The 23,870-nt window shown below is 38.6% G+C and carries 20 protein-coding genes and 3 pseudogenes; 14 read left to right on the top strand and 9 right to left on the bottom strand.

All coding sequences use genetic code 11. From position 1 onward, the window contains the following. Positions 1–31: 31 nt before the first annotated feature. Together IEV39_RS09310 and IEV39_RS09305 are read right to left on the bottom strand one after the other, a co-directional pair. A complete protein-coding gene (locus tag IEV39_RS09310) occupies positions 32–1,708 on the bottom strand; it encodes a BCCT family transporter (protein ID WP_005284077.1) in 1,677 nt (558 codons plus the stop codon). Positions 1,709–1,925: 217 nt separating this feature from the next. Further along, a complete protein-coding gene (locus IEV39_RS09305) occupies positions 1,926–3,623 on the bottom strand; it encodes a BCCT family transporter (protein WP_005284078.1) in 1,698 nt (565 codons plus the stop codon). Positions 3,624–3,940: 317 nt separating this feature from the next. Between IEV39_RS09305 and IEV39_RS09300 the strand changes: the two genes are divergently transcribed. The 8 genes and pseudogenes from IEV39_RS09300 (at position 3,941) to IEV39_RS09270 (ending at position 11,704) form a co-directional block, all read left to right on the top strand. Beyond that, positions 3,941–5,131: an aromatic ring-hydroxylating oxygenase subunit alpha gene (locus IEV39_RS09300; RefSeq protein ID WP_005284081.1), complete on the top strand. Its 1,191-nt coding sequence runs from the start codon at positions 3,941–3,943 to the stop codon at positions 5,129–5,131. A gap of 1 nt (position 5,132) precedes the next feature. Then, on the top strand, positions 5,133–6,563 hold the full coding sequence (locus IEV39_RS09295) for an aldehyde dehydrogenase family protein (RefSeq protein WP_005284083.1): 1,431 nt from the start codon (positions 5,133–5,135) through the stop codon (positions 6,561–6,563). A gap of 27 nt (positions 6,564–6,590) precedes the next feature. Next, a pseudogene (locus tag IEV39_RS18510) lies at positions 6,591–6,752 on the top strand (rubredoxin); the annotation flags it as partial. After that, positions 6,741–7,946: an FAD-dependent oxidoreductase gene (locus IEV39_RS09290; RefSeq protein ID WP_227554513.1), complete on the top strand. Its 1,206-nt coding sequence runs from the start codon at positions 6,741–6,743 to the stop codon at positions 7,944–7,946. The pseudogene IEV39_RS18510 and the gene IEV39_RS09290, both read left to right, overlap by 12 nt. A gap of 17 nt (positions 7,947–7,963) precedes the next feature. Beyond that, the gene (locus tag IEV39_RS09285) at positions 7,964–9,280 is read left to right on the top strand and encodes an NAD(P)/FAD-dependent oxidoreductase (protein WP_005284090.1); all 1,317 of its coding nucleotides are present in this window, start codon (positions 7,964–7,966) and stop codon (positions 9,278–9,280) included. 11 nt (positions 9,281–9,291) lie between these two features. Next, positions 9,292–9,645: a EutQ-related cupin domain-containing protein gene (locus tag IEV39_RS09280; protein WP_032883141.1), complete on the top strand. Its 354-nt coding sequence runs from the start codon at positions 9,292–9,294 to the stop codon at positions 9,643–9,645. Positions 9,646–9,849: 204 nt separating this feature from the next. Continuing rightward, positions 9,850–11,022, top strand: coding sequence for a hypothetical protein (locus IEV39_RS09275; protein ID WP_005284096.1), 1,173 nt, complete (start codon positions 9,850–9,852; stop codon positions 11,020–11,022). 76 nt (positions 11,023–11,098) lie between these two features. Next, positions 11,099–11,704, top strand: coding sequence for a MarC family protein (locus IEV39_RS09270; protein WP_005284099.1), 606 nt, complete (start codon positions 11,099–11,101; stop codon positions 11,702–11,704). A 41-nt stretch (positions 11,705–11,745) separates the two neighbouring features. Here IEV39_RS09270 and yddG read toward each other — a convergent pair whose 3' ends face one another. From yddG to IEV39_RS18505, 5 genes and pseudogenes are all read right to left on the bottom strand, one after another. Beyond that, positions 11,746–12,648: an aromatic amino acid DMT transporter YddG gene (yddG, locus tag IEV39_RS09265; RefSeq protein ID WP_005284101.1), complete on the bottom strand. Its 903-nt coding sequence runs from the start codon at positions 12,646–12,648 to the stop codon at positions 11,746–11,748. 115 nt (positions 12,649–12,763) lie between these two features. Further along, positions 12,764–13,690, bottom strand: coding sequence for a DMT family transporter (locus IEV39_RS09260; RefSeq protein ID WP_005284105.1), 927 nt, complete (start codon positions 13,688–13,690; stop codon positions 12,764–12,766). Between the two features lie 3 nt (positions 13,691–13,693). After that, positions 13,694–13,885 carry a type II toxin-antitoxin system Phd/YefM family antitoxin gene (locus tag IEV39_RS09255; protein WP_005284108.1) on the bottom strand — a complete coding sequence of 64 codons (192 nt, stop codon included), beginning with the start codon at positions 13,883–13,885 and terminating at the stop codon, positions 13,694–13,696. A gap of 531 nt (positions 13,886–14,416) precedes the next feature. Continuing rightward, entirely contained in the window at positions 14,417–14,905 is a 489-nt protein-coding gene (locus tag IEV39_RS09250; protein WP_005284111.1) for a hypothetical protein, read from the bottom strand. Then, positions 14,902–15,447: pseudogene (locus IEV39_RS18505) on the bottom strand (hypothetical protein); the annotation flags it as partial. The gene IEV39_RS09250 and the pseudogene IEV39_RS18505, both read right to left, overlap by 4 nt. On the opposite strand from IEV39_RS18505, the pseudogene IEV39_RS09240 reads away from it, so the two are divergent. The 3 genes and pseudogenes from IEV39_RS09240 to IEV39_RS09230 form a co-directional block, all read left to right on the top strand. Beyond that, positions 15,442–15,684: pseudogene (locus tag IEV39_RS09240) on the top strand (FCD domain-containing protein); the annotation flags it as partial. The pseudogenes IEV39_RS18505 and IEV39_RS09240 sit on opposite strands and share 6 nt — an antisense overlap. Before the next feature lie 569 nt (positions 15,685–16,253). Next, positions 16,254–16,592 (top strand): hypothetical protein, encoded by a 339-nt coding sequence (locus IEV39_RS09235; protein ID WP_005284117.1) that lies wholly within the window; start codon positions 16,254–16,256, stop codon positions 16,590–16,592. A gap of 616 nt (positions 16,593–17,208) precedes the next feature. Continuing rightward, positions 17,209–17,436, top strand: coding sequence for a hypothetical protein (locus tag IEV39_RS09230; protein WP_032883142.1), 228 nt, complete (start codon positions 17,209–17,211; stop codon positions 17,434–17,436). Positions 17,437–17,598: 162 nt separating this feature from the next. On the opposite strand, the gene IEV39_RS09225 is transcribed toward IEV39_RS09230, so the two are convergent. Beyond that, the gene (locus tag IEV39_RS09225) at positions 17,599–19,110 is read right to left on the bottom strand and encodes a hypothetical protein (RefSeq protein WP_005284120.1); all 1,512 of its coding nucleotides are present in this window, start codon (positions 19,108–19,110) and stop codon (positions 17,599–17,601) included. 351 nt (positions 19,111–19,461) lie between these two features. After that, the gene (locus IEV39_RS09220; protein WP_081401872.1) at positions 19,462–19,989 is read right to left on the bottom strand and encodes a GNAT family N-acetyltransferase; all 528 of its coding nucleotides are present in this window, start codon (positions 19,987–19,989) and stop codon (positions 19,462–19,464) included. A gap of 168 nt (positions 19,990–20,157) precedes the next feature. Here IEV39_RS09220 and IEV39_RS09215 point away from each other — a divergent pair, with 168 nt between their 5' ends. The 3 genes from IEV39_RS09215 to IEV39_RS09205 all read left to right on the top strand — a co-directional run bounded on the left by IEV39_RS09215 (position 20,158) and on the right by IEV39_RS09205 (position 23,857). Beyond that, entirely contained in the window at positions 20,158–21,513 is a 1,356-nt protein-coding gene (locus IEV39_RS09215) for a PQQ-dependent sugar dehydrogenase (protein WP_005284126.1), read from the top strand. A 155-nt stretch (positions 21,514–21,668) separates the two neighbouring features. Further along, a complete protein-coding gene (locus IEV39_RS09210) occupies positions 21,669–22,109 on the top strand; it encodes a hypothetical protein (protein WP_005229162.1) in 441 nt (146 codons plus the stop codon). A gap of 413 nt (positions 22,110–22,522) precedes the next feature. Further along, positions 22,523–23,857 (top strand): acetamidase/formamidase family protein, encoded by a 1,335-nt coding sequence (locus tag IEV39_RS09205; RefSeq protein WP_005284128.1) that lies wholly within the window; start codon positions 22,523–22,525, stop codon positions 23,855–23,857. Positions 23,858–23,870: the final 13 nt, after the last annotated feature.

Here is a 23,870-nt window from a genome sequence, read left to right as displayed (position 1 = left end):
TTTCTTCTAAACTGTGAGATAGAAGTCTAGATTATGCTTCAGGCTCAATCTTCGGATGTTTAGGTACAACGTTAATATTTGCTATATCTTCTTGCCTGAAAGCTTTCATAAGTGCTACAGCCATAATTGTGAGCAACACAATAATAGGGAAGCCAAACAGTGTGACAGCGGCTTGAATCGCTTTTAGACCTCCTACATAAAGCAAACCTAGACTGATTGCAGTAACAAACACACACCACAAAAGACGAGTACGGATAGGGGTATCTTTTTCAGATAAGGTATCAAGGAAACATAGAACATGTGTTCCGCCATCTTGTGAAGTTACAAGATAAGTAATGAGTAGGAGACAGGTTGCAATACTAAGAATTTGTCCAAAAATACCTCCTCCTCCAACAGCATCAAACAAAGCAAAAACGGCGAGGGTACTGTCTTTTTGTGTCGCTTTTACTATAGGACCACCAGTAAACTCTTCGTGTGGTTCTGCTTTATTGTCAGTTTGAGAAGTAATTGTAGGATGTGTTGTAGCAGTAGTTGATTGGGTATTTTCTACCAAAGCTGATTGCTGTTTTTCAAATGTATGTCTAGAGTCTTGTTCAATTTTTAGAGCTGAACCGCCGAACACTGCGAACCAGAAAAATGTAACCAAAGTTGGAACAACAAGCACACCTGAAATGAGTTGACGAATGGTACGACCTTTTGAAATTTTAGCAATGAACATACCTACAAACGGAGCCCAAGTCGACCACCATAACCAATAGAAAGCTGTCCACCAGTTTTGCCACTCAGAGTCCTTTTGAGTATCGCTCCACAAACTCATGCCTACAAAATTAGACGTATAGTTACCAATACCTTCTAAGTAAGAATTGGTAATGTATCTCGCAGGTCCAATGAACATAAGGATTACAATCAAAATAATTGATAGGATAATATTAAGTTCAGAAATACGGCGCATTCCTGTACCAATACCGCGCACTACAGAGAAAGTGGCGATACTGGATAAGGTAATCATGAGAATAAATTGAACGGTTGTGTTGGTTTCTAGGCCAAAAACTTTATGTAATCCGGCATTTATTTGTAAAACACCTAAAGCGAGAGTTTGAGAGATACCAAAAGTTGTGACAACAATTACGACAATATCAATAAAATGTCCGATAGGACCATAAATACGATCGCCAATAAGCGGATGTAAAATTGAACGTAAAGAGAAAGGTAGACCTTTACGGTAAGAAAAATAACCGATAGCTAACGCTGCAATACAGTATACAGACCATGCATGTAATCCCCAGTGAAAGTAGGTAATTTGCATTGCCATACTCGCTGCTTCATCTGTTAAGCCTTTTGTAAATGGATTACTCGCATAATGGTTCATTGGTTCAGCAACGCCCCAAAATACTAAACCGACTCCCATGGCACATGAAAATAACATCGAAATCCATGCAAAATAACTGTATTCAGGTTTATCTGTATCTTTTCCCAGTTTTATTAAGCCATAACGACTGCACATAACATAAATTAAGAAAAAGCAGATCGCTGTAACAGATAGTAAAATGAACCATTTCATATTGCGCAGCAAGGCGCTTGATAAATCAGCAAATATTTTCGCTGCTTCGTTTGCATAAATGGCACAAAAAAGTACAAATGCGACTACTAATATTTTTGAAATAATTGAAACCGCAGAATTGGATTCAGCAACCCTTGTTGTACGCATAACTCCTCCTTGGATGCGTTGCAAACAGCTAGAATCATTAGCTGTTTTTATACGGATAATACAGAGTAATGAGGAGTGCTAATTTTGCTCAACCGATTTATTTTCACTCTTGAGTGAGTTTTTATCATAGGTCTCTATATAAAAATAATGTGAAAAGATTCACATTTTAAAATTGGCTAGAAGTGAAAACTTCTAGCCAATTGAAGCTCATAATTAATTACTCAACAATCAGTTGATCGTTTAAGTCGTTCGTCTCTTTTCTAGGTGTTTCGACTAACCTCTTATCTGAGTTAGGAGAGTTGGCGTGAATATAAATTATTTCACGCTCCTGTACTTTAGGGTCTTCTCGTAGGCTTCTCATCAATGAAAAACACATAATTCCTAACAGAATTGAGATAGGGAAACCAGCAATGATACAAGCTGTTTTTATGGCTGTTAGCCCGCCAGCAAGTAGTAATCCTCCACCAATTAAGGGAATGATAATACTCCAGATCAGCCGAATTCCGATTGAAGGATCTGTTGCTCCATAAGAATCCAAGAAACAAAGAACTAATATTCCAGAGTTTACTAAGGTAATGACATGAATTGCTAAGAGTAAGCAAAGTAATGCGCTAAGAATAATTTTAGTATCGGAGCTTGGTGTGAGATGATCAAAGAATACGAATACGGCTCGTGCTGGATCTTGTTTGGTTGCCTCGGTGATAGTAAGTTCATGAGCTGGAACTTTATCAACTGATACAGTCGTAGCGGTATTCGTTACAATTGAGGAAGTTGTTGGTTGGTGGGTAGATTTCTCTATTTTCAGGGCTGCTCCGCCAAATGCAGCTATCCAAAGAAATGTAAGTAGGGTTGGGGCTGCAAGTGAACCTAGGATAACTTGCCGAATAGTACGTCCTTTTGATATTCGAGCAATAAATAATCCTACAAATGGTGCCCAAGTCATCCACCAAGGCCAATAATAAGCTGTCCATGAGTTCTGCCAACCAGAATCTTTTTGCGCATCGCTCCATAGGCTCATACCCACAATGTTTTGTAGATAGTCACCAATACCTTCAAAAAATGTATTTAAAATATAATGGGTTGAACCAATGAAGATAATGATAAATACTAAAAGGTAAGAAAGGACCATATTGCCTTCAGCAATAAATTTAAATCCTTTACTGATGGCAGATAATAGAGAAATAGTTGCTAATGCACAAAGTACTAAAACAAGGATTAATTGGATTTTCACATCCATATTAATTCCAAAAGTATGGTTAAGGCCTGTATTTAGTTCCAAGATGCCCATACTTAAAGATTGTGAAATACCAAAAGCAGTAATGACGATTGTTAACGTATCGACTATATCTCCAATTGGCCCATATATTTTTTTACCAATCAGAGGGTATAAAATTGAGCGCATTGCGAAAGGTAAATCTTTACGGTAGGAAAAGTAACCAAGCGCAACTGCAACTAAACAAAATAATCCCCAAGGATGTAATCCCCAATGAAAAAATGTCAATTGCATTGCCATACGGGCAGATTCATCTGAAAGTCCTGGCGTAAAAGGGTTACTCGCGTAATGACTAATTGGTTCAGCTACTGACCAAAACATCAGTCCAATACCCATGCCACAGGAAAAAAGCATGCATATCCAAGCCAAATTACTATATTCAGGCTTTTCGTTATCCTTTCCTAATTTGATTTGCCCAAAGCGACTCATACATAAGTAAAGAAGAAATACTAATAGGCTTGTAGCTAGCAATAAGAGATACCATTTTGCATTCTGCAATAAAACATTGGAGATGAGTTGAAAGTACTCACCAGCCTGTTTTTCCTTAAAAATACAGAATGCAATGAAAATAAATAGTAATAGCTTAGAGGCAATCGTAACCGTGGGATTAAGTCCTTTCAGGACTCCTGTTGTTGTACGCATAACTACTCCTTTGTTGCGTTGCATTTAGCTAAAAACTATTAGCTGTTATGTGCAAATCATACAGGGTAGTTAGGAGGATGGAGTTTACTCAACCCACTTATTCTCAGGGGTTAATGAGTTTTTCTCATGGGTGCATTTTTTTATGGAAAGATGAATCTGGAATTCATTACAAAAACTCATACTTGCCTAGCTAAAAAGTCGTTTGTCACTTTTGTTCTCATTTTACACAATCTCAATTAAGCAGCACTGGGTGCTAACGAATAGTTAATGCCAACGCAGGGAGCACTGCGTTATTCAAAATAAATGGAGATTGCCAGATGAATAGTCGAGTAAGCCAGCAACTAATTACAGTTCAGCAAGTAGACAACGTTTTAAATCCAATTACTGAATCAAATGGTATGCCTAATTTAGCATATACCAGTAACGAATATTTTAATTTTGAACGAGATAATATCTTAAGTAAAACTTGGGTATGTGTAGGTTTTGCTTCTGACTTACCTAAAAAGAGTTATGTAAAGCCTGTTAATTTCATGGGCATGCCTCTGGTCATGATGCGCAACCGCGAAGGGGAAATCCAAGTTTTTCATAATGTTTGTAGCCATCGCGGTATGATTTTGGTGCAACAAGAAGGCACTATTGAAGGTGTGATTCGTTGTCAATATCACTCTTGGAGTTATGACCTAAACGGTAACTTAAAAGGTACTCCTCATGTTGGCGGTATTAATCAACATAAAGATGAGCGCTTTAAATGTGAAAAACATGGTTTAAAAGCACTTCGTTCAGCGATCTGGATGGATATGATTTTCGTAAACATCTCTGGCGATGCCCCAACATTTGAAGACCATATCCGTCCATTGGTTGAACGTTGGAAACCTTTCCTCGGCGAAAACGATTTAGAGCTTATTCGCAGTAGCAAAATAGGTTCAACTTTTGAGTTACCAGTAAAAAGTAACTGGAAACTTACGGTTGAAAATTATTGTGAAGCTTATCACTTACCTTGGGTACACCCAGCGTTAAATACGTATTCAAAACTTGAAGATCATTACAACATCATGTTCGAAGATCGTTTTGCTGGTCAGGGTAGTTATAAATATAACTTGTCAGCGACAGCGGGTACGCATTTACCAAAATTCCCAAGCTGGCCAGAAGATCAACTTCGTCATGCTGAATATGTTGCTGTTTTTCCGAACGTATTGTTAGGTATTCAAGCTGATCATGCATTTGCAATGATGATTGATCCAATTGCTCCAGAACAAACCATTGAAAAATTACGCTTGTATTACGTTGGTGATGAATCATTAGATCCTAAATATGATGCATGTCGTGAAGCAACTTTAGAGTCATGGAAAGTTGTATTTGCTGAAGATGTCTTTGCGGTCGAAACCATGCAAAAAGGTCGTCATTCACCAGGTTTTGGTGGTGGTGTTTTCTCTCCTGAAATGGATTTACCAACACACTTCTTCCAAAAATGGTTAGCAACCCAAGCTAAAAAAGCATTGGAGGCTTAATATGCAACATTACCTCAACTATGTTGATGGCCAATGGCGAGATGCTTCTCGCCAATTGGAAGTAATCAATCCAGCAACTGATAAAACTTTTGCAACAGTAGCTCGTGCAAGTATTGAAGATGCCGATGCGGCAATGGCTGCAGCTCGACGTTGTGTGAATAGCGGTGCATTAACTGATGTACGTCCTGCACAACGTACAACGTGGATGTTAAAAGCTGCACAAGCGATCCGTGAAATTGCTGACGAAGGCGCATTAATTCTTTGCCGTGAAAACGGTAAAAATGTCGATACGGCACGTGAAGAATTTGATGAGGCTGCTCGCTATTTTGAATATTACGCGGGTATGGCAGATAAAATTGAAGGAATCTCAGTACCTTTAGGTAAAGATTATATCGATTTCACCTCATATATTCCAATGGGTGTATCAGTTCAAATCGTACCTTGGAACTTTCCTGTTTCGATCTGTGCACGCTCGTTAGCACCTGCTTTAGCAGCCGGCAATGCGGTCGTAATCAAGTCTCCTGAAGTTTCTCCTTTAGGAATGGTTTTACTCATTAAAGCAATTGAGAAAGCTGGTTTTCCACAAGGTGCAGTGAACCTACTGTGTGGTAAAGGGTCAGAAGTTGGTACCCATCTGGTTAAACATCAAGATACGAACCAGATTGTATTTACTGGCTCAGTACCTACAGGTCAACGCATCTTAAAAGATGCGGCTGAACGGGCGACACCTTCAGTGATGGAGTTAGGCGGTAAGTCAGCAGCAATTGCTTTTGCTGATGTTGACCTTGAGCAACTACTACGTAGCGTTAAAGTCGGAATTTTTTATAACTCAGGGCAAGTCTGCTCAGCAATGTCTCGGTTATTAGTACACCGTAGTCGTTATGACGAAGTCAAAGCAGCAGTCGTTAATCTTGCAGAGAGCCTCACTGTAGGTATTGGCGAAAGTAATGCAGAACTCACCCCAGTTGTCTCTAAAGATCAGCAACAACAGATTCTTGCCATGATTGATAAGGCGCGTGAAGAAGGTGCAAAAGTTCTAACCGGCGGTAAAGCTGCCGATCTAGAAGGCTACTTCGTACTGCCAACAATTATTGAAGCATCAGCTGATATGTCGATTGCTCAAGAAGAAGTGTTTGGCCCTGTCATGGTGATCATGCCATTCGATGATGAAGACCAAGCTGTTGCAATCGCAAATGGTACTGACTTTGGACTTGTTGCGGGGGTATTTGGTGAAAATCTGAATCAAACACTTCGAGTAGCAAATCGTCTTATCGCAGGTCAAGTCTTTATTAACGAATGGTTTGCGGGTGGTATTGAAACACCGTTTGGTGGTGTGGGCCTATCTGGTTTTGGTCGCGAAAAAGGGCAGGAAGCCATCTACAGTTATGTTCAAACTCGCAATATCGGTATCCGTTTGAAACATAGCGTGTAATTTGTAAGAAATAAGGAAATAGACAAGATGAGAAAGTGGTTATGTATTGTCTGTGGCTGGATCTATGATGAAGCTAAAGGCTGGCCTGATGATGGGATAGCACCTGGTACAAAATGGGAAGATATCCCTGATGATTGGATGTGTCCAGAGTGTCAAGTGGGTAAAGCTGATTTTGAAATGCTCGATATCACAGATGTTGAAGAGGACGAAATTCCTCAAGTGGCAGCAGCTGCAGTGATTGAACCCGTTGTGATTATTGGTAGCGGTCATGCCGGCTATCAAGTGGCTTCAACTTTACGTGCACAATCTCCGGACTTGTCTATTACTGTATTTACTGCTGATGATGGTGCCTTATATAGCAAACCAGCTTTATCTAATGCTTTAGCATTAGGTAAAGACGGCGATAGTTTAGTCCGTGAGACCGCTCTTAATTGGGAACAACGCTTAAACATTCGTGTTTATCCACATACAAAAGTGACTCATATTGACCGTGCCAATAAGAAGGTTCAAACCACAATTGGAGATTATCCTTACGGCAGACTCGTACTTGCTACTGGGGCAACACCAGTTGTCATTCCAATTGATGGTGATTCTATAGCAACATTAAGCGTAAATGATCTAGCGGATTATCGTCGTTTTCGTCAGCAATTATCAGATAAACAACATGTCACCATTCTTGGGGATGGTCTCATTGGTTGTGAGTTCGCTAATGATTTAGCTGCTCATGGCGTCAAAGTTACCGTTGTTGGGCTAGGTAAATGGGCGATGGAACGTCTTATTCCAGAACCTTTAGGCCATGCGCTACAAAATGCGCTAAGTGAGTTAGGCGTAGAGTGGAAATTACAAAATAGTATCCGTTCTATTCAATCAGCTAAGGGTCGTTACCAATTAACTCTCCAAGATGGACAATCCGTTGAAACTGACTTGGTATTAAGTGCAGTCGGTTTAAGACCAAATATTGCACTTGCTCAAGCCGCTGGTCTAGAAACAGCACGCGGAATCTGTACGGGATTAGATCACCGCAGTAGCGATCCTGCAATTTTTGCTTTAGGGGACTGTGCGGAAGTGAATGGTCAGTGGGCACCTTATATCAATCCTATCACTCAAGCATTACCAGCTTTGGTGAATAACCTTTTGGGTCAGTCCACTGCTGCAGATTTGAAATCAACACCTGTTTTAGTAAAAACACCAATTTTGCCGCTTTCTGTTTTGCCAGCAACGGGAACAGGTGAGTGGAAAGTGGAACAACATGACGGCGAGTTAGCTGCTGGTTTCTACAATGAACAAGGCAAATTAACAGGCTTTGCCTTACTCGGTCGCCAATTACAGCACCATCGTAGTGAGTGGCTTGAGAAACTAAATTCGTGTCCATCCACAGTTTAAGTTAAGGGAATAACAACATGATTGCTTTACCAAATGATGATAGTACCTGTGGTTGGTATGCGGCATTGCCTCCAGCAGGTCCTGCTAAAAAGTTAATAGGTCCACAAAAAGCTGACTATGCCATTATCGGAGCAGGCTTTGCAGGATTAGCAGCAGCTCGACGATTAGCTGAACTCAAACCGAACGCCCGTATTATTTTAGTGGATGCACAACGTGTAGCTGAAGGCGCTTCAGGGCGTAACTCAGGGTTTGTAATTGATTTACCGCATAAATTTGCTTTATCACATCCAGATCCTTCGCATAAACAAAAGCTGTTAAGTCTAAACCGATCTGCAATTGCACAATTACAAGGTTTAGTCGAGCGCCATAATATTGATTGTCAGTGGTCGGCAGCAGGTAAATATCAAGGTGCGGTGGGTGAAAGAGGTGAAGCTCATCTCAATCATTTTGAACATTTGATGAAAGATTTAGGTGAACCCTATCGTTGGGTTGAAAAGGCCGAGCTGAAAAAAGTATTAGGGACAGATTTTTATAGTCGTGCAATTTTTACCCCTGGTTCTTACTTAATGCAACCAGCTGCGTTAGTAAGAGGTATGGGAGATAATCTACCAGCTAATGTTGAATTATTAGAGCAATCACCAATCCGTGATTTGAAAAGAAATAATAATCAATGGGTCTTAGAAGGTGATCATGGCCTGATCACTACGCCTAAGGTACTTCTAGCAACAAGTATTTTCACGCGTGAATTTGGATATTTGAAAAATCGCCTATTACCCGTCATGACCTTTGCGAGTTGGACACGCCCTCTGACAGACCAAGAAATGAATATTTATCTTGGTGAGTTAGATTGGGGACTAACGCCAGCAGATCATGCTGGAACCACATTACGTATGACAGCAGATCGTCGTATTTTAATCCGCAACACTTATAAGCATGTGCCGAAATACGGCGCCAATGTGAATGATGATAATCGTCAATGGATACAGGCTGATCATCGTAAAGCCTTTTTAGCACGTTATCCAGAGTTAGCTGATGTGCCATTTACGCATACATGGGGCGGTGTTTACGCGATTTCTCGAAACTTCACGAATTTCTTTGGTGAATTAGAAGATGGTGTTTATGCCAGTGCTTGTGACAATGGTGTTGGAGCAGCTTGGGGAACAATTTCAGGCACACTTTTAGCTGATTTGGTTGTAGGTGCAGACTCTCAAGCGCTAAGTGATATCCAATTTGTGACGGGTATGCCAAGTTTAAATCCACCTGAACCATTTTTAGGTCTTGGAGTAAAGACTCGTATTCGATTTGAAAAGTGGCGTAGTCGTAGTGAATTGTAAGGTAAAAGATGATGAGTGAAGTTCGTTTAGTTGATAGTAAACAATTGATTTTCAACCTACGCGGTGAAACTCCTGATGGGATGGCATATGTTGCTAGAGCGTTAGGTGCAGATGTTTCACCGAATATGGGAATCGGATTTGCACGCTGGGAAGGGGCTGAAGTTAGCTGGAAATTACTTTATGACGAAGTCATTTTTGTAATTGAAGGCTGTTTTGAACTCACCGCAAATGGTCAAAAATATGAGGTTCGCCCTGGACAAATGTTATGGATTCCTGAGGGAACTGACTTAATTTATGGTGGCCATGCATTGTTTGGTTATGTAGTACACCCTGGTAATTGGAAAGAAATACACGGGATTGCATAACAGAAACGACCCATATTGTTCAGGAAAGAAATAATGTGGGTCGTTTTATTCTTATGAGAACTTAGCTCTAAATTTGGGCTAATACAAATTAACGAAAATTTTAAATTTCAGGAGCTTCTCCTGAATAGGGAAGTATTGTCTGAAAAAATAAGCAGAGGACAGGAAAGGTTTTCTGCAAATCTTCATTTAAACAAGGATTTGTAAATGAGCAAAGTCTATTTAACACTTGGATTTGGGTTAATTTCAGTTGGAATGGTATTACCTGCTTTTGCCGGAGTAACTTTTGGCGATCCTAAAAGTGATACGGGCGCTTTAACAATTTCAGGTGCTTTACGTGGAAATTATCAAAATAAGGATTACGGTGAGTCTGCCTCAGACCAGAAAATAAAATTTGATGCAGCTATTTTAAGACTAGGATATGAGTCACCAGACTGGTTCGGAAAAGTCGAATATCGCTGCTATCAATACGATACATTTTGCGACTTTTCAACTTTGGTATATGGATATGCGGGATACCACTTAAACTCAACGGATAATATCACTGTGGGGGTACAACCGATTCCATTTGGACCAGGTCGTTTTTGGGATACTAGCTTTTATGCTGGTATTAATAACACCATGGGCTTACAGGATGCTTCCAATTTAGGAGCGAATTATCACTTTGAATTACCGTCTGCGACTAAAGTGGATTTGGCTTATTTCGCAACTGATGGTGGTAACTATCACGGGACTAGTAAAGACTCAGCGCGTTATACGGCTAATGTTGTCACCTCATCTGATCCACTCAAAACCAACCTAAATGAAAAAAACATGTGGATGGCACGTGTAGATCAAGATCTTAAATTTTTAAGTACAGATGATTTGAAAGTATCAGTAGGAGGCAGTTACTGGTACTCAGAGATTGAAAATAAGAAAACCTCAGCTGATGGTTCAAGAAATACATGGGCTCTATTTAATCGTATTAATTATAAAAATTTAAATATTGTCGTCACTGGTGGAAGACAATCAATTAGCAATAAGGATGCTTTAAGTCCAGATAGCTCAAATTTCGGTTCTTTTGATGGCGAATACGACATTGCGAATAAGGGCTATTTCTACACAGTCGATACAAGTTACGTATTTAAAAATGTACGTGATTCGCTGAATGTTACGCCGTATGTTGTTTTTAGTGGTTTTAATAAGAAAGAAAAAGGATTTGATGACTCACAGAGAAATATTGTGGGGGTGGCATGGGACTATAAAAATATTTCGCTCTATACCGAATATGTGATGAGTAAAAACGATCCGTTTGTTGGCGGTAATGGTAGCTCTCTTGCAGCAGGCGATGATGGGAAATGGAACAAACTCTTAAATCTCATGTTGATTTATAGCTTCTAAAAGTTTGCTTGGATTTTTAATTTATCAATTTTCAGGAAGTTTAAAAACTTCCTGAAGTCGTTTAGGAATAATAAAAATGTCTTCACCATACCTCAGTACTTTTATTCTATTTTTTTCGTTACTCAACCCTTTCCTCATGAGTATCTATATGATCGGTTTAATACGACATACAGAAACGAAAGTTTTTAATAAAGCTTTAATTCAAGGCAGTCTTATTGCATATGTGGTTTTTCTGCTTTTTGCTTTGGGAGGAGAAGCAATTTTTAATAAATATTTAAATGTAAGATTTGAATCATTTCTTATTTTTGGAGGGTTAATTTTTCTAGTAATAGGTTATCGATTTGTGTTTCAAGGGGCAGACACTATTGGAGAAATGAGAGGGGCTCCTGAACATTTGGCAGGAACTATTGCTATGCCATTTATGATTGGACCTGGCACGATTAGTGCTGCTGTAGTTACTGGTATGCATATGTCTATTTTAGAGGCAGCTGCAATTATAGCTTTAGTACTACTTTTAACGTGTAGTATATTAATTCTTATGAAATTTTCACATGATCACCTACGTTATAAACATGCAAAGTATATAGATCGTTATTTTGATATCGTAGGACGTCTTGCTGCTTTAATAATTGGAACTATAGCAGTCGACATGATAGTAACTGGTGTTTTAAGACTAATTTAAAAAGCGAGATAAAGCCAAAGTTCATCTTTGGCTTATTTATTTTAGATTGCTAATTTGGGGTGGTGGATTTGTTTCTTACGAGTAGAAAGCCAACAAATTAATGAGCCAAATGTTACGGTAATTGCTCCATACCAAAAATTGTTAGATAGAGTGGAATGGAGTACTATGACTGAAAATGCAGAAGAGAGCATAGGAGAGAAATAAGATAGAATGACTAAAAATGGCATATTCCCTTTGATGATTCCAACATTCCAAGCGAGATAGCCCATCGCAAAAAAGAATGCATTGATAAGGATGAAAGTATAGCTTGTGAAATGAGTGACATGAGGAAAATGAAACCCTTGCGTAAAAAAGGTCATAATCCATAAAGCGATTGCTGTCAGAATAAAGTATAAAGAAACAGCATTAGTACCATTACTATGTTTTTTTGTATATATACAATAAAAGGCCCAAAGTATTGAAGCCAAGAAAATTAGAATATAGCTAAGTGGATTTTTATAAAAGTTATCAATAAAGTTAAGATTTGGATGATAATTAATCATGATAATTCCTGAAAAACTAATTAATATCCCGAAAATAGTTAAAAAGTTGATTTTTTCTTCTTTTAGTACTGCTAGCATTAAAATAATCAAGGTTGGCCATAAGCTAAAAATGATATTCATTTCAATCGACTTTTCAACTGATTTTGCTAATGTAATCGAAAAAGCAAAACATAATTCAAAGATTACAAAAAGTGAGCTAGAGATAATCAGAAATTTACCAGACGTTTTTTTAAAGTCAGGTAAACCATAAGAAAAATATAAAAGAATGGCACTTAAAGTGTAGACATAAGTTACTGTATAAATTGGGCCAAAAATCTCTGTAGATAGCCTGAGTAAGCCAACTAAAGTTGACCAGAGCAATAAAGCTAGAATACCCATACTGGTTGCAATCTGGCGGTTCATTTACTTTGCCTGATTAAAATAAATTTAATATTAATTTTTTAATAATCAGTTTGAAAGTTATATTCGCGTGATATTTTATCATGCAATAATGAGTTTTTTGATAGGTGGATAATTGTTAATGCTTGAGCCTGTTTTTTGATAAAGTAATCATCATTACTCCAACAACGTTAAGTATACATCCAATCCTTTGAATAGAATTTAAGTGTTCATCTAAAAATAAAATAGCTAAAAAAATAGTTAAAACTGGGCCAACTGATGAAATAATTGATGACTGAGCGGCACCTAAATGTTCAATACTAAACACAAGCAACAGGGTAGGTAGGACCGTTGCAAAAATGCCTAACCCAACGCCATACCAAATTATACTAGAAGGTAAGGAAATTAAGTGCTGGAATGGATGAGGATTTATAGTGATAAAATGAATGAAAATACAGAGACAAGCTGCGGACAGAGATAGTCCTGTTAAATTTAAGGAGCCAAATTTTTTTATCAGTGATGGCGTTAGTAATAGATAACATGCAAATGCAACAGCACTTGCAAAGACAAGGCTAGCGCCAAGCCAAAAGTCATGCTGATCTGTTAAGTTTTTTTGCTCTTGTAGCATAACCAGAACAGTACCCCCATAACTTAAAATTAATGCAATGATGACTTTAACATTAAGTTTTTGCTTGAAGATGATACTGGAGGCGATAACAGTGAACGTTGGATATAAGAAGAGAATAATCCTTTCCAAAGAAGCACTAATAAACATCAAGCCATAAAAGTCGAGCCAGCTAGCTATGTAGTAACCGAGAGCACCCGTGAGAGTGAGTAGCAACCAATCTTTATGCTTTACATTTTTAAGATGATGTCGACCAAACCAACATATAAGTAAAAAGAATGGTAAAGCACTTGCCATTCTAATCACCATAAGTGTAGTTGCATCTAAAGTAGAAGTAATGGCATAAGCTTGTTTAATAAAAATAGCTTTAGTACTAAATAAAAAGGCTGATAAGAATGCACTAGCAGTACCTATCTGAAAGGATGAAAGTTTTAAGTCCATCAATCAATTTTTTTCATTTGATTTTTGACATATTTGTTCATATTCAGCTTTTTTATAAGCTTCATAAGATGCTTTACTTATGATCACAGTAGGTTCTTTACCTCTACGAGTAATTTCTACCGGATGTCCAGCAGAAGCCTGATCCATAATGGTAGAGAGTTGAGCTCTCGCATTAGAGTAATTCCAACTAATCATTTAAAAGTCCTTTTTTGCTGTTCATTATCGTTAAAAAGATAAGAGAGACTATAGTGTGAATACAAGAGATTTATTTTCAAGGTTTAATGATTTTATCTCATGGATGTCTCAAAGTTTTTATCAATTTTTATTGTATGCCCCAAAAATCTCACTGAACGATTAATGTTAAAGTTATAAATTCTAGAGTTTTGGGTGAATTCCTTTTCTTTCTTAAAAGTTATCGATTAAAAATTTAAACCATCTTAAAAGTGCAAAAGGATAATGGGTCAATATTGGGTAAGTTTTATTTTTATAAAAATAAAATTTAAATAAAACAGTAGGTTATTTTTTTAGTTCAACTGACGCCATCTCCACCAAAATTTGCAATAAAAAACAGGCACCTAATTAGGTGCCTGTTTGCTTTGACAGGTTTTTGATAACTTTAGTCTGTTGTCAGTTTCCCCATCTCTATCTTGTTCTTATCGCCGTGCATTCCCTTTGCATAATGTTTTATCATCTACATAATTTTGTAAAGAGGAGGGGATACAGAATCTAAGTGCATAATTCAACAAAGTTCTTAGCAGTTTTTTCTTTACTATCTCTTAATTTGATAACCTTTTTTCTTTCTTCATAGAGTCGATGTACGTCACTTAAAGTTTCTACTTTAAGATCTTTTTTATACGTCTCACCAATTTTCCCTACGTAGTTTTCCATATAGACCGTCATCCAACATATCGTATTGAGATCTGCATAATCGAAACCATTACGGTTTAAACCTTCCACCCAATCAGGATATTCTTCACTTAAAAGACTACGAGCTGTCTCCAGCTTTACGTATGTATTATTAAAAAGCGTTTCCTTTAATGCGGGATCATTAGAGAAGTTCTTATTAGCTTCGATAAAAACTCTGTAGTTATCAGTTGCATAGTTTTTCAGATCTACTTTTACAAATTGATCAATATCATCTTTATCAGATGATGCTTTACAAGATGTTAAGAATAGACATGAAATAGCTAGTACGGGGATTAATGTCATTTTCATAGTGAAAAACGGTTTTTAGGTGGAGTGTAGTTGTAGTTTTGAATATATTGAGAAACTGTTGCTCTATCATATGAACGTCCAAAGACATTTTGATACATATATTCATTAATTCCAAAAGGGCCATTGTTGGTAAATACTGCCAGAGCATTTGCTGCAAGAACAGGCTTACTTGCATTTGATAATGCTAAATCTATTATTTCACCAAAATTTTTCTTAGCAATTGCCATTCGAGCAGAAAAAGAATCTTTTGCTAATTCTAAGATCATTTCTGCTCCTTTATTTCTTGAGTGCTTTTGTGCGTATAAGGTGAACTTTAAATACATCATTGTATGAAAAGAATAGCGCTCTAATACTGAGTCGCTAAACTGGCGTAAATCATACTCAAGCCCAAAGCGAATAGCTAAATCATGCTCAAAGGGGTATTTCTGTTTTACCCAATCCCATTGAGCTTGGTTCATCATAAAAGTGTAAGGCACTGTTGTATGAAAGTTAAGTACTTTAACGATACTATTACAAAGTAAAGGATCTAATAATTCATCTGCGAAGCTTCTGAAAATCAATATTTCGTTGATTTTTTAAAGTATCTGGGCGAAAAAATTATTCCGCGCGCACGTCTGAAATCTATTGAGCAAAGCCCTGAAAACCGTGAAGAATATTTAAAAGCGGTTCACCATGATCATGTCAATATTTATAACGCAATTGTCGATCAAGATGGTTTGTTAGCTCGACAAATGATGCGAGCTCATCTTTTTAAAAGCATTAAAAAGTTTAAGCAATAAGCATCGATTTAATCTTGAATCTCGTGTGATAAAAAAAGAGAGCGCCTATCCGCTCTCTTTTTTTAGATTTTTATTCAGAAAATGAATAAAGCCAAGACGCTATTTAGTTTCTATTAATACAAAAAACTAATACTTATCTATTATCCAGCTATAAGCTGCAGAAAATGGCAGGATGACTTCGTTACTACTATGCAGCTTTTGGTGATTTACTTTCATATTTATCTTTACTGTTTACTTTAAGGGCGGAAGCACTATACCAAGCTACCTCATCCGCTTTATCAGGTGGAATTAGCTTCAAATGACAGAATAAATTTAATGATGTCATCCCCTTAGTAAAGCAGAGTGACGAATAAGGCAGACAGCAGGTTTTTTTCAGCAGGTTTTAGATCATGTTTTAAGAGTAATTATTTAAGTAACTGATTTTGTTTTTTTAATATAGGTTTTAATTAACTTTTTAAACATATGTATAATCCTGACTATATGCTGTTAAAACATGTATAGATTGCTAGATTCCTTTATAAGATTGTTTCAGTATAGAACCTGACTCTCGAATTAGTAGGACAATGAGCATGGCAGTGAAGCATCGTATCTTTTTTAAGTATCTTTCTATTTTCGGTTTTGTAGCAAGTTCAGTTGTCACAAGTGTGACTTTCGCCAGCTCGGAGCAGGCATGGAATAAGCATGATCAGGAAATCAAAACGGCGTGTATAAAAGCCAGTCAACTTAAGAATGCCAAGGTAGTGAGCAATATCATGTTGTTTGAAGATCGTGTCGGATATTCTGCACTGTTGATTCAAGGGAAATATCCTCAGGCACATATGAAAAACAAAATTGGTCAAGAGCTGTGTTTATGGAATAAGACTTCGAAGAAAGCTTATTTAAGTGAAGCCAACATAAAAGTAGGTTAAAAAGATAAAGGGGAAAATTGGATAAATTTGAGATGTTCCATAAATAAAACAATAATTTATTTATGTAAATCAACTAACGCCATCTCTACCAATGTTCTTTATAAAAAGAACAGGCATCTAATTAGGTGCCTGTTTGCTTTGACAGGTTTTTGACAACTTTAACCTTTTTTTAGTTTTCGCGTGTCTATCTTGTTTTTGTCGCCGTATTTCTACTTTGCATCGTGTTTCATCATCATCTCTAAGCAATGTCCCCTCTGGTTGGATACAAACATGCTTTTCAATCCCTCAGCGTCATAGCCACTTATCTGTAGCGTCTATTGTCAGTAGTATAGGGACGAATACCGCAACTTTTTATAGCAGTAATAAGTCTATTACCTGGTAGCTGCTCATCAAAGAAAGATTCCCCAGTCTCAGGACAAATCATAAAATATAGCTTTCGAGTATTTTGATTCTTTAAGAGGGTTTTTAATTAAAAATAATAAATATCAGTAATTTATGTTGATGTGTTGGTTCTAAGTAAACTAAATAAAACCAATACCGGAGTTAGAACTTGATGTATATAGATGCCCTTTAACTTATCAATAATTTTTACTAATGATTTGGCATGAAATGATGAATGGTAGAGATTAGTGTCAATTGTTCATTAATTTACTATGCTAATTTTATTCAAGTTTTAAGGTGGATAGGTTGGGTTGTTGATTATATCAATGAACTTTATTTAAACTATAAGGGGGTTAAAATGAGAAGGTTTATTTGGGTTGTAATCATTGCTTTATCTTTCACTGGCTGCTCGAATGCATCAAAAGTAGATCCTGAACTTGATAATATTGCTCATCTCATTTAATTGAAAATCAGCTTTAAATTGAAATTTTATTGTATTTGGTTTTTGAAGTTCATCATAAATATAAAACTCATAAAAAAGAGAGCCTCTATCAGCTCTCTTTTTAAGTTTGGTTATTTACTACAGGCATAAAACCAAGAAGTTATATTATTCTATTAAAATAAACTAAAACTTCTCTCTCACCCAGCCATAAGCCGCAGCAAAGGGGAGTGCAGTTCTTGCTAAATAAGGTACATGCCACAAACCGCCATGATTGGCATTTTCCATAATCAGCTGTAAAGGATGTTCGAGCTGTGTTTCAGGATTGGTCGCACTCGCTGGATTATTTAAATCATGTACCCACAGCGCTGCCATAATCGCATTTGTGGTTTCAGGACTAAAGGTTTCGACCTTAAACAGATCTGCACCTGAAAAAGCCGCTTTCAGGATCGGATTCTTCACCACCGAATGGGTGGTGGTAGAGGGCGCAATATTGATCACTGTTTTTTGACCACGCGCGCGGCTACAAATGGCAAACCACTGTTGCAGGCGTTTCGCGAGGGCATAGTTAGGTCCTTGCTCAATCACCATACAATCGGAAATACCATATTTTTGGCCATTATCCGATTCAATCAGCTGCTCAATATTCGACTTAAAAAAATGTCTTAAGGAAATATTGTGAATCGATTTGGTCAGTAACTTTTCAAGCAGTGGACGCTGCTTAATTTTTTGCTGGATCGACTGTACAACCGATGCTGGGATGGCATAAATATCAGTAGGCGTTAGCATAAACATGATACTGCTATCTGCTTTTTGATGACTCACCTGTTCCATGATGCTGATCATGGCGATTGAAACACGCACATGTTTTTCACCATCCAGATACGCAATCCCAGCCAGATCTAAGCTTTGCTCAAATGTAGTTAACCAGTTCGCAATCTCCGGCGTTTGAGTCAGGAGATTTGCACCGAGCTGCTTTTCACCATTTTCCAAGGTCATTTGTGGTGCGATAAGCGTGGCATTGCCTTGTTGAATGGTGCTGGTAATTTTTTGCCAGATTTTTGGATTCGGTAAATCAATCGCGACAATATTGGCACGCCATTTTGCTAACCAGCTTAAAGGCCCGGCTTCTGAGGCGGCACCGAACAGCACCATGGTACGTGAGGACAAGTCAAACCACTCAGGATGAGCCTGTAACAGGCGTAGGGCTTTGGCATGACTAGGTTCGATAATGTGTTGCTGTTCCCAGCAGTCAATCTGCTTGAGTAAGGCTTGGCCTTGCAGTTTCTGCCCGTTAAAGGGAATAAACCAGGGTTCAATGCTAGGGTTACCTGTTCCTTTGAGCACATAGCTTTCAAAAGGCTGGTCTTTAAAATCGGCCATGGCCTGTTCTAAAGAAGTTTGCTGACCAGCACGATGAAAATTAAAGGACTTTTTCGCAATATCCAGCCCATGTTGAGCAATCCGTAGAGGATGTTGAACAGAACGAATACCTGTTTTCACCAGTTCTTCAAAATAAACCGGATATTTCTTTCTCCAATTCTTTTCGGCTTTTAATTCAGATGCATAAGGTGAATCGACACTTTTCAGTGCGGCATATAAGATATTCTTTGCGGTGGCTGTTGTGCTGGGCTTGTTTTTGCCAGATTGAATCGGAAATTGTATTCCATCCATATTTGACGATGATTTATTACTCAATGCGCTGCTCCAATCTACTGAATGCTAAAATTCAAAAAAGTAGAGGGACTCTTTGTCTCATCCATATTTATGTTTCCAGCATAAGTCGAAATGATGAAATTAAAAATAGCGGAAAATAGGGCAATTCATCACGATTTTGGAACAGCATAAAATGGAGAAAAAAGACCGGATCACACATTAAAAATAGTAATTACAGTGACTTAGTTGTAGAATTTGGCTTAATTCTGTTTGTCCCAGATGGGTAAAATGTTACTTTGGATGTGCTACAAACACTTTTAACTGTCCGTTTAGAGTAAATCACACATCATATTTTGATTTAAGTTCTTTTAGGACATGATTGCTCGAATCCCTTTAAATCTTGCATAGCAAATGAATATCTTCAGGCTCGAGTTGCCATAGCTGCTGATCGGGTTTATCCAATACTTCAGCGCCATGTTTTAGATAAAAATCAACAGTTCGTTTGCTAGGCGTCGCCGAAATATACAGCTCGTTTCCACCCAGTTCTATTGTAGCGTTTTTTGCTGCCTGCATGAGTTGCGCACCTATGCCTTGGCCTTGCTGATCGGCATCCACATAAAAGTAGTGTAGAAGTCTGGCTGCGGGATAATCTTGAATGTGTTGATTCGAGACCACGCAAATGCCGACCAGTCTTGCTTGCAGGTTAAAAGCTCCGATGAATGCGGCATGCTCCTGGTAGAGCTGTTTTAATTTCGGCGGATCATTTTCTAGATGGTAAGCATCCCAATGTTGTACATCATAAAAGCAGTCGACCAGTTGTAAAGACTGTTGTTTGACATAATTTTGGGTGATCAGTTCTCGCCGATTAATCTGTTGCCAGATCAAGTCAATTTCTGAATATTGAAGCGGTCTTAAAATAATAGTGATAGTGTTTTCCTTGTCTTACTATTTATTTATATTTTAACGGCTAAGCTATGCTTTAAACAGTTTATTTACATTAGAGACAATCTGTTAAGCAAATCAGCTATACCTCTCCTATAGATCAACTTATGCTATCTGTAGTCATTAAAATAACAAGGAAAATCTCTGATGTCTTTACGGTTGTTCTTCTCCCTGACTGGAACTAGTCTGATTTTGATGTTTTCAGGCTGTACGCCATCTTCAAAATATTCAATTGCCGATAGTTTCGGTCCACAGCCGGTTTTACCAAAACCTCAATCCAGCCTGATTCCGACGGTTAATATTGCTCCGGCCAAAGGCTGGCCGCAGGGCAAAATGCCCACTACGGTTGAAGGGCTGAAAGTTCAGGCTTTTGCCAGTGGACTGGATCATCCAAGATGGCTGTATGTATTGCCAAATGGTGATGTGCTGGTGGCAGAAACCGATGCACCGCCTAAACCGGAAGACAGCAAGGGCATTCGTGGCAAAATCATGAAAATGGTGATGAAACGTGCCGGTTCATCATTACCCAGTGCCAACCGCATCCGCTTATTACGGGATACCAATGGTGATGGTATCGCAGATCAGAATACGGTTTTTCTACAGAATTTGAACTCGCCCTTTGGCATGGCCTTGGTGGGGGATATGCTTTATGTGGCCAATACCGATGCGCTGATGCGTTATCCCTATCAGGAAGATGCAACCCAAATCACGGCAAAGGGCACCAAGGTGCTGGATTTACCCGCTGGTCAGCTCAATCATCACTGGACTAAAAATGTGATTGCCAATCCACAGGGAAGCAAACTTTATATCACGGTCGGCTCGAATAGTAATGCCGGGGAGAATGGTCTGGATCAGGAACAGGGACGGGCACAGATTCTGGAATATGATATTGCTACTGCCAAAGTAAGGCCTTATGCAACCGGACTACGTAATCCGAATGGCATGGGTTGGCAACCACAGGGCGGACAACTCTGGACAGTGGTTAATGAACGGGATGAACTCGGTAGTGATCTGGTTCCAGATTATATGACCTCAGTGAAAGAGGGAGCGTTTTATGGCTGGCCATATAGCTATTATGGACAACATGTCGATAAACGGGTCAAGCCACAAAATCCTGAGCTGGTGAAGCGGGCACTTAAACCTGACTATGCCTTGGGTAACCATACCGCATCTTTGGGGTTGGCATTTTATGCGACCGAACTTATGCCACAGTATCGCGGTGGTGCATTCATTGGGCAGCATGGGTCATGGAACCGAAAACCGCATAGTGGATACAAAGTGGTTTTTGTGCCTTTCCGAAATGGACAGCCTTCGGGTCAACCGCAAGATGTGCTGACCGGTTTCTTAAGTGAGAAAGGCGAAGCTTATGGTCGTCCTGTGGGAGTGGCGATTGATTTTTCTGGTGCGCTTTTAGTCGCTGATGATGTCGGCAATACGGTTTGGCGAGTCTCGCCTGCTGCACAAACCACTTATGAAAGCCCAACGCAAAAGTATCGGCAGTAACTTAGATTTATGATTTAAATTTTACTTGGTGCTATCCAAATTGTCGTTATTCATATAAAGTCTATAGAAAATACATCTTCATTGTAAAACATTACAAATCTACTAAACTTTTCGTTCCATACTCAGTGGGACATAACAACATCAAGGATAGCGTCATGCCACAGTATTTGCGTATCGCTGATAATATTTACAGGCATTTTGAAGAGGAGAAAAAGTTTCATGCTCCGCTGCAAGATTGCCTAAATTTCATTGTTAAACAGTTACGTGAAGAACTTAAAGATACTGACTTAAAATTATTGTATAACTACATCGATTTCGTGGAAGGTTTTCAGGACAGGCCGACCAAAGACCATATATGTATTGATGTCAGTTTAGTCCCCAACTATAAGAATAAAGATGAGTTTGTGTTGTGGTTAGCGGGGTTTATTGAACGTATCACAGAAGGTGGGGTAAAGAGACTGCCACCCATCCATGAAGAAATACCGGCAGAGTTTACATTTGAACGTGACCTGAGCATTATTCTGGATCAGTTGAAAACTAGTTCTGCTGAACAGATCAAATCCTATTTTGAAAGTGATGAATTTAAGAATAGTTAGTGGGCATTTATGGAACCATCATTTTTAGTTTTAAGACTTTTAAAGTGCATCTTTATTTAATGATGCACTTTTTTATTTGTATCTTTGATCCACCATTTATAAGAGCATAAGATTTTCCTGTTGTTATCCGAATAATAGAATTAGAACATTTAAAATCAGCTGAGCTAAGACATGGCCGTTAGACGATTTTTTAAGATATCTAGTGAAATTAAACATATTAGGCCTGGTTTTTTTACATTATAATTGTTTAGATTTCCTAATATACTTATCAAGTATAAATAAATACCTGTGAGACTCTATTCTCAATTAAAAAAATAATTTAGCTTAATAAGCATCAAAACTAATTTTTATTTTTCAAATATATAAATTTGAAAACTATTTTTAAAAGGACAAATTTTAAAAGGATTACAACAATGAAGACGGTCGATAACCCAGATGTGAGGACGAAAATTCATGCAGTTGAAATGCTCAGTGTGCATGAGTTTTCAGGTGGTATTGTTGGACCCAGTTTAAAAATGTTAGGTCCATTAAAGGATAGAGGGATTTTAAAAGCGGGAATTCCACCTGGCTGTTGGGGTCCAATGATTACCCCCGCTTTTCAAGGTGGCCATGAAGTCACTTTACCTGTAGCAATAGAAGGGGCTGAGATTGGAGATGCCGTTGCTCTAAAAATTAAAAGCATGAAGGTGACATCGACCGCAACATCTTCTGGTGTGATGACTTTTGTGGAAGGACGTTATCACGGCGACCCATTCGTTGCAAAATACTGTGCTGCCTGCGGGGTGAATCAGCCCGAGAGTTATGTTGATGGCATCGGTCAAAATGCGATTCATTGTCAGCATTGTGGTGCAGAAGTCAGTGCATTTCGGTTTTCTCATGGTTATGTGATTGTGTTCGATCAGAAAAACAACCTGAGCTTGACGGTTTCCCAGCCGATTGCCAATCGATTGGCTGGACAGGCGCATGAAATAGCAGCCTTGCCTGCGCAGGCAGCGCAACATTCTATTTTGTCGTTGGCGCGTGCAGATATGCCTGGTGTTGCTGCGCATATGCGACCTTTCCTCGGCAATATCGGCACCAGTCCAGCCCGAGATCTGCCAGATTCGCATAACTGTTATGACTTTGGTCAATATCTAATTCAGGCGCCTCATCAATATTGCATGACTGAACAGGAACTTTGGGCTGCCAAAACCGATGGGCATATGGATACCAATTCGGTACGTCCTGGCTGCATTGTTATTTGTCCAGTCAAAGTTCCGGGGGCGGGAGTTTATTTAGGCGATATGCATGCGCAGCAAGGCAATGGTGAGATTGCTGGACATGCAACGGATGTATCGGGCGAGACTGAGCTTGAAGTACAGCTGATAAAAGGGTTGACACTTGAAGGGCCGATTCTATTGCAAGCACTTGAAGATCTTCCTCCGCTGGCACGTCCGTTTACCGCAGAACAGAAACTACAGATTCAAGCACTTGCGGCGAAATGGGGGCAAACAGAAGTTGAAGAGAGTGGTCCTATTACTTTTATGGGGACAGGTAAAAACCTGAACGAAGCCACTGAAAATGCTTTACAGCGCGCAGCTAAAACCACTGGGCTTGCCTATGAGGAAGTACTCAATCGCTGCACCATTACGGGTTCAATTGAAATTAGCCGCTTACCAGGCATGGTCCGTGCCACATTTCTTTGTCCATTGCCTATTTTAGAAAAAATGGGCATTGCATCCCTAGTTCGGGAACATTATCAGCTTTAAAAGAGGGAACTTA

The organism is Acinetobacter courvalinii (assembly GCF_014635545.1).
GTDB classification, from domain to species: Bacteria; Pseudomonadota; Gammaproteobacteria; order Pseudomonadales; family Moraxellaceae; genus Acinetobacter; species Acinetobacter courvalinii.
Note: the sequence above shows the minus strand (reverse complement) of the source record. Positions and strands in the feature narration are given on the sequence as shown.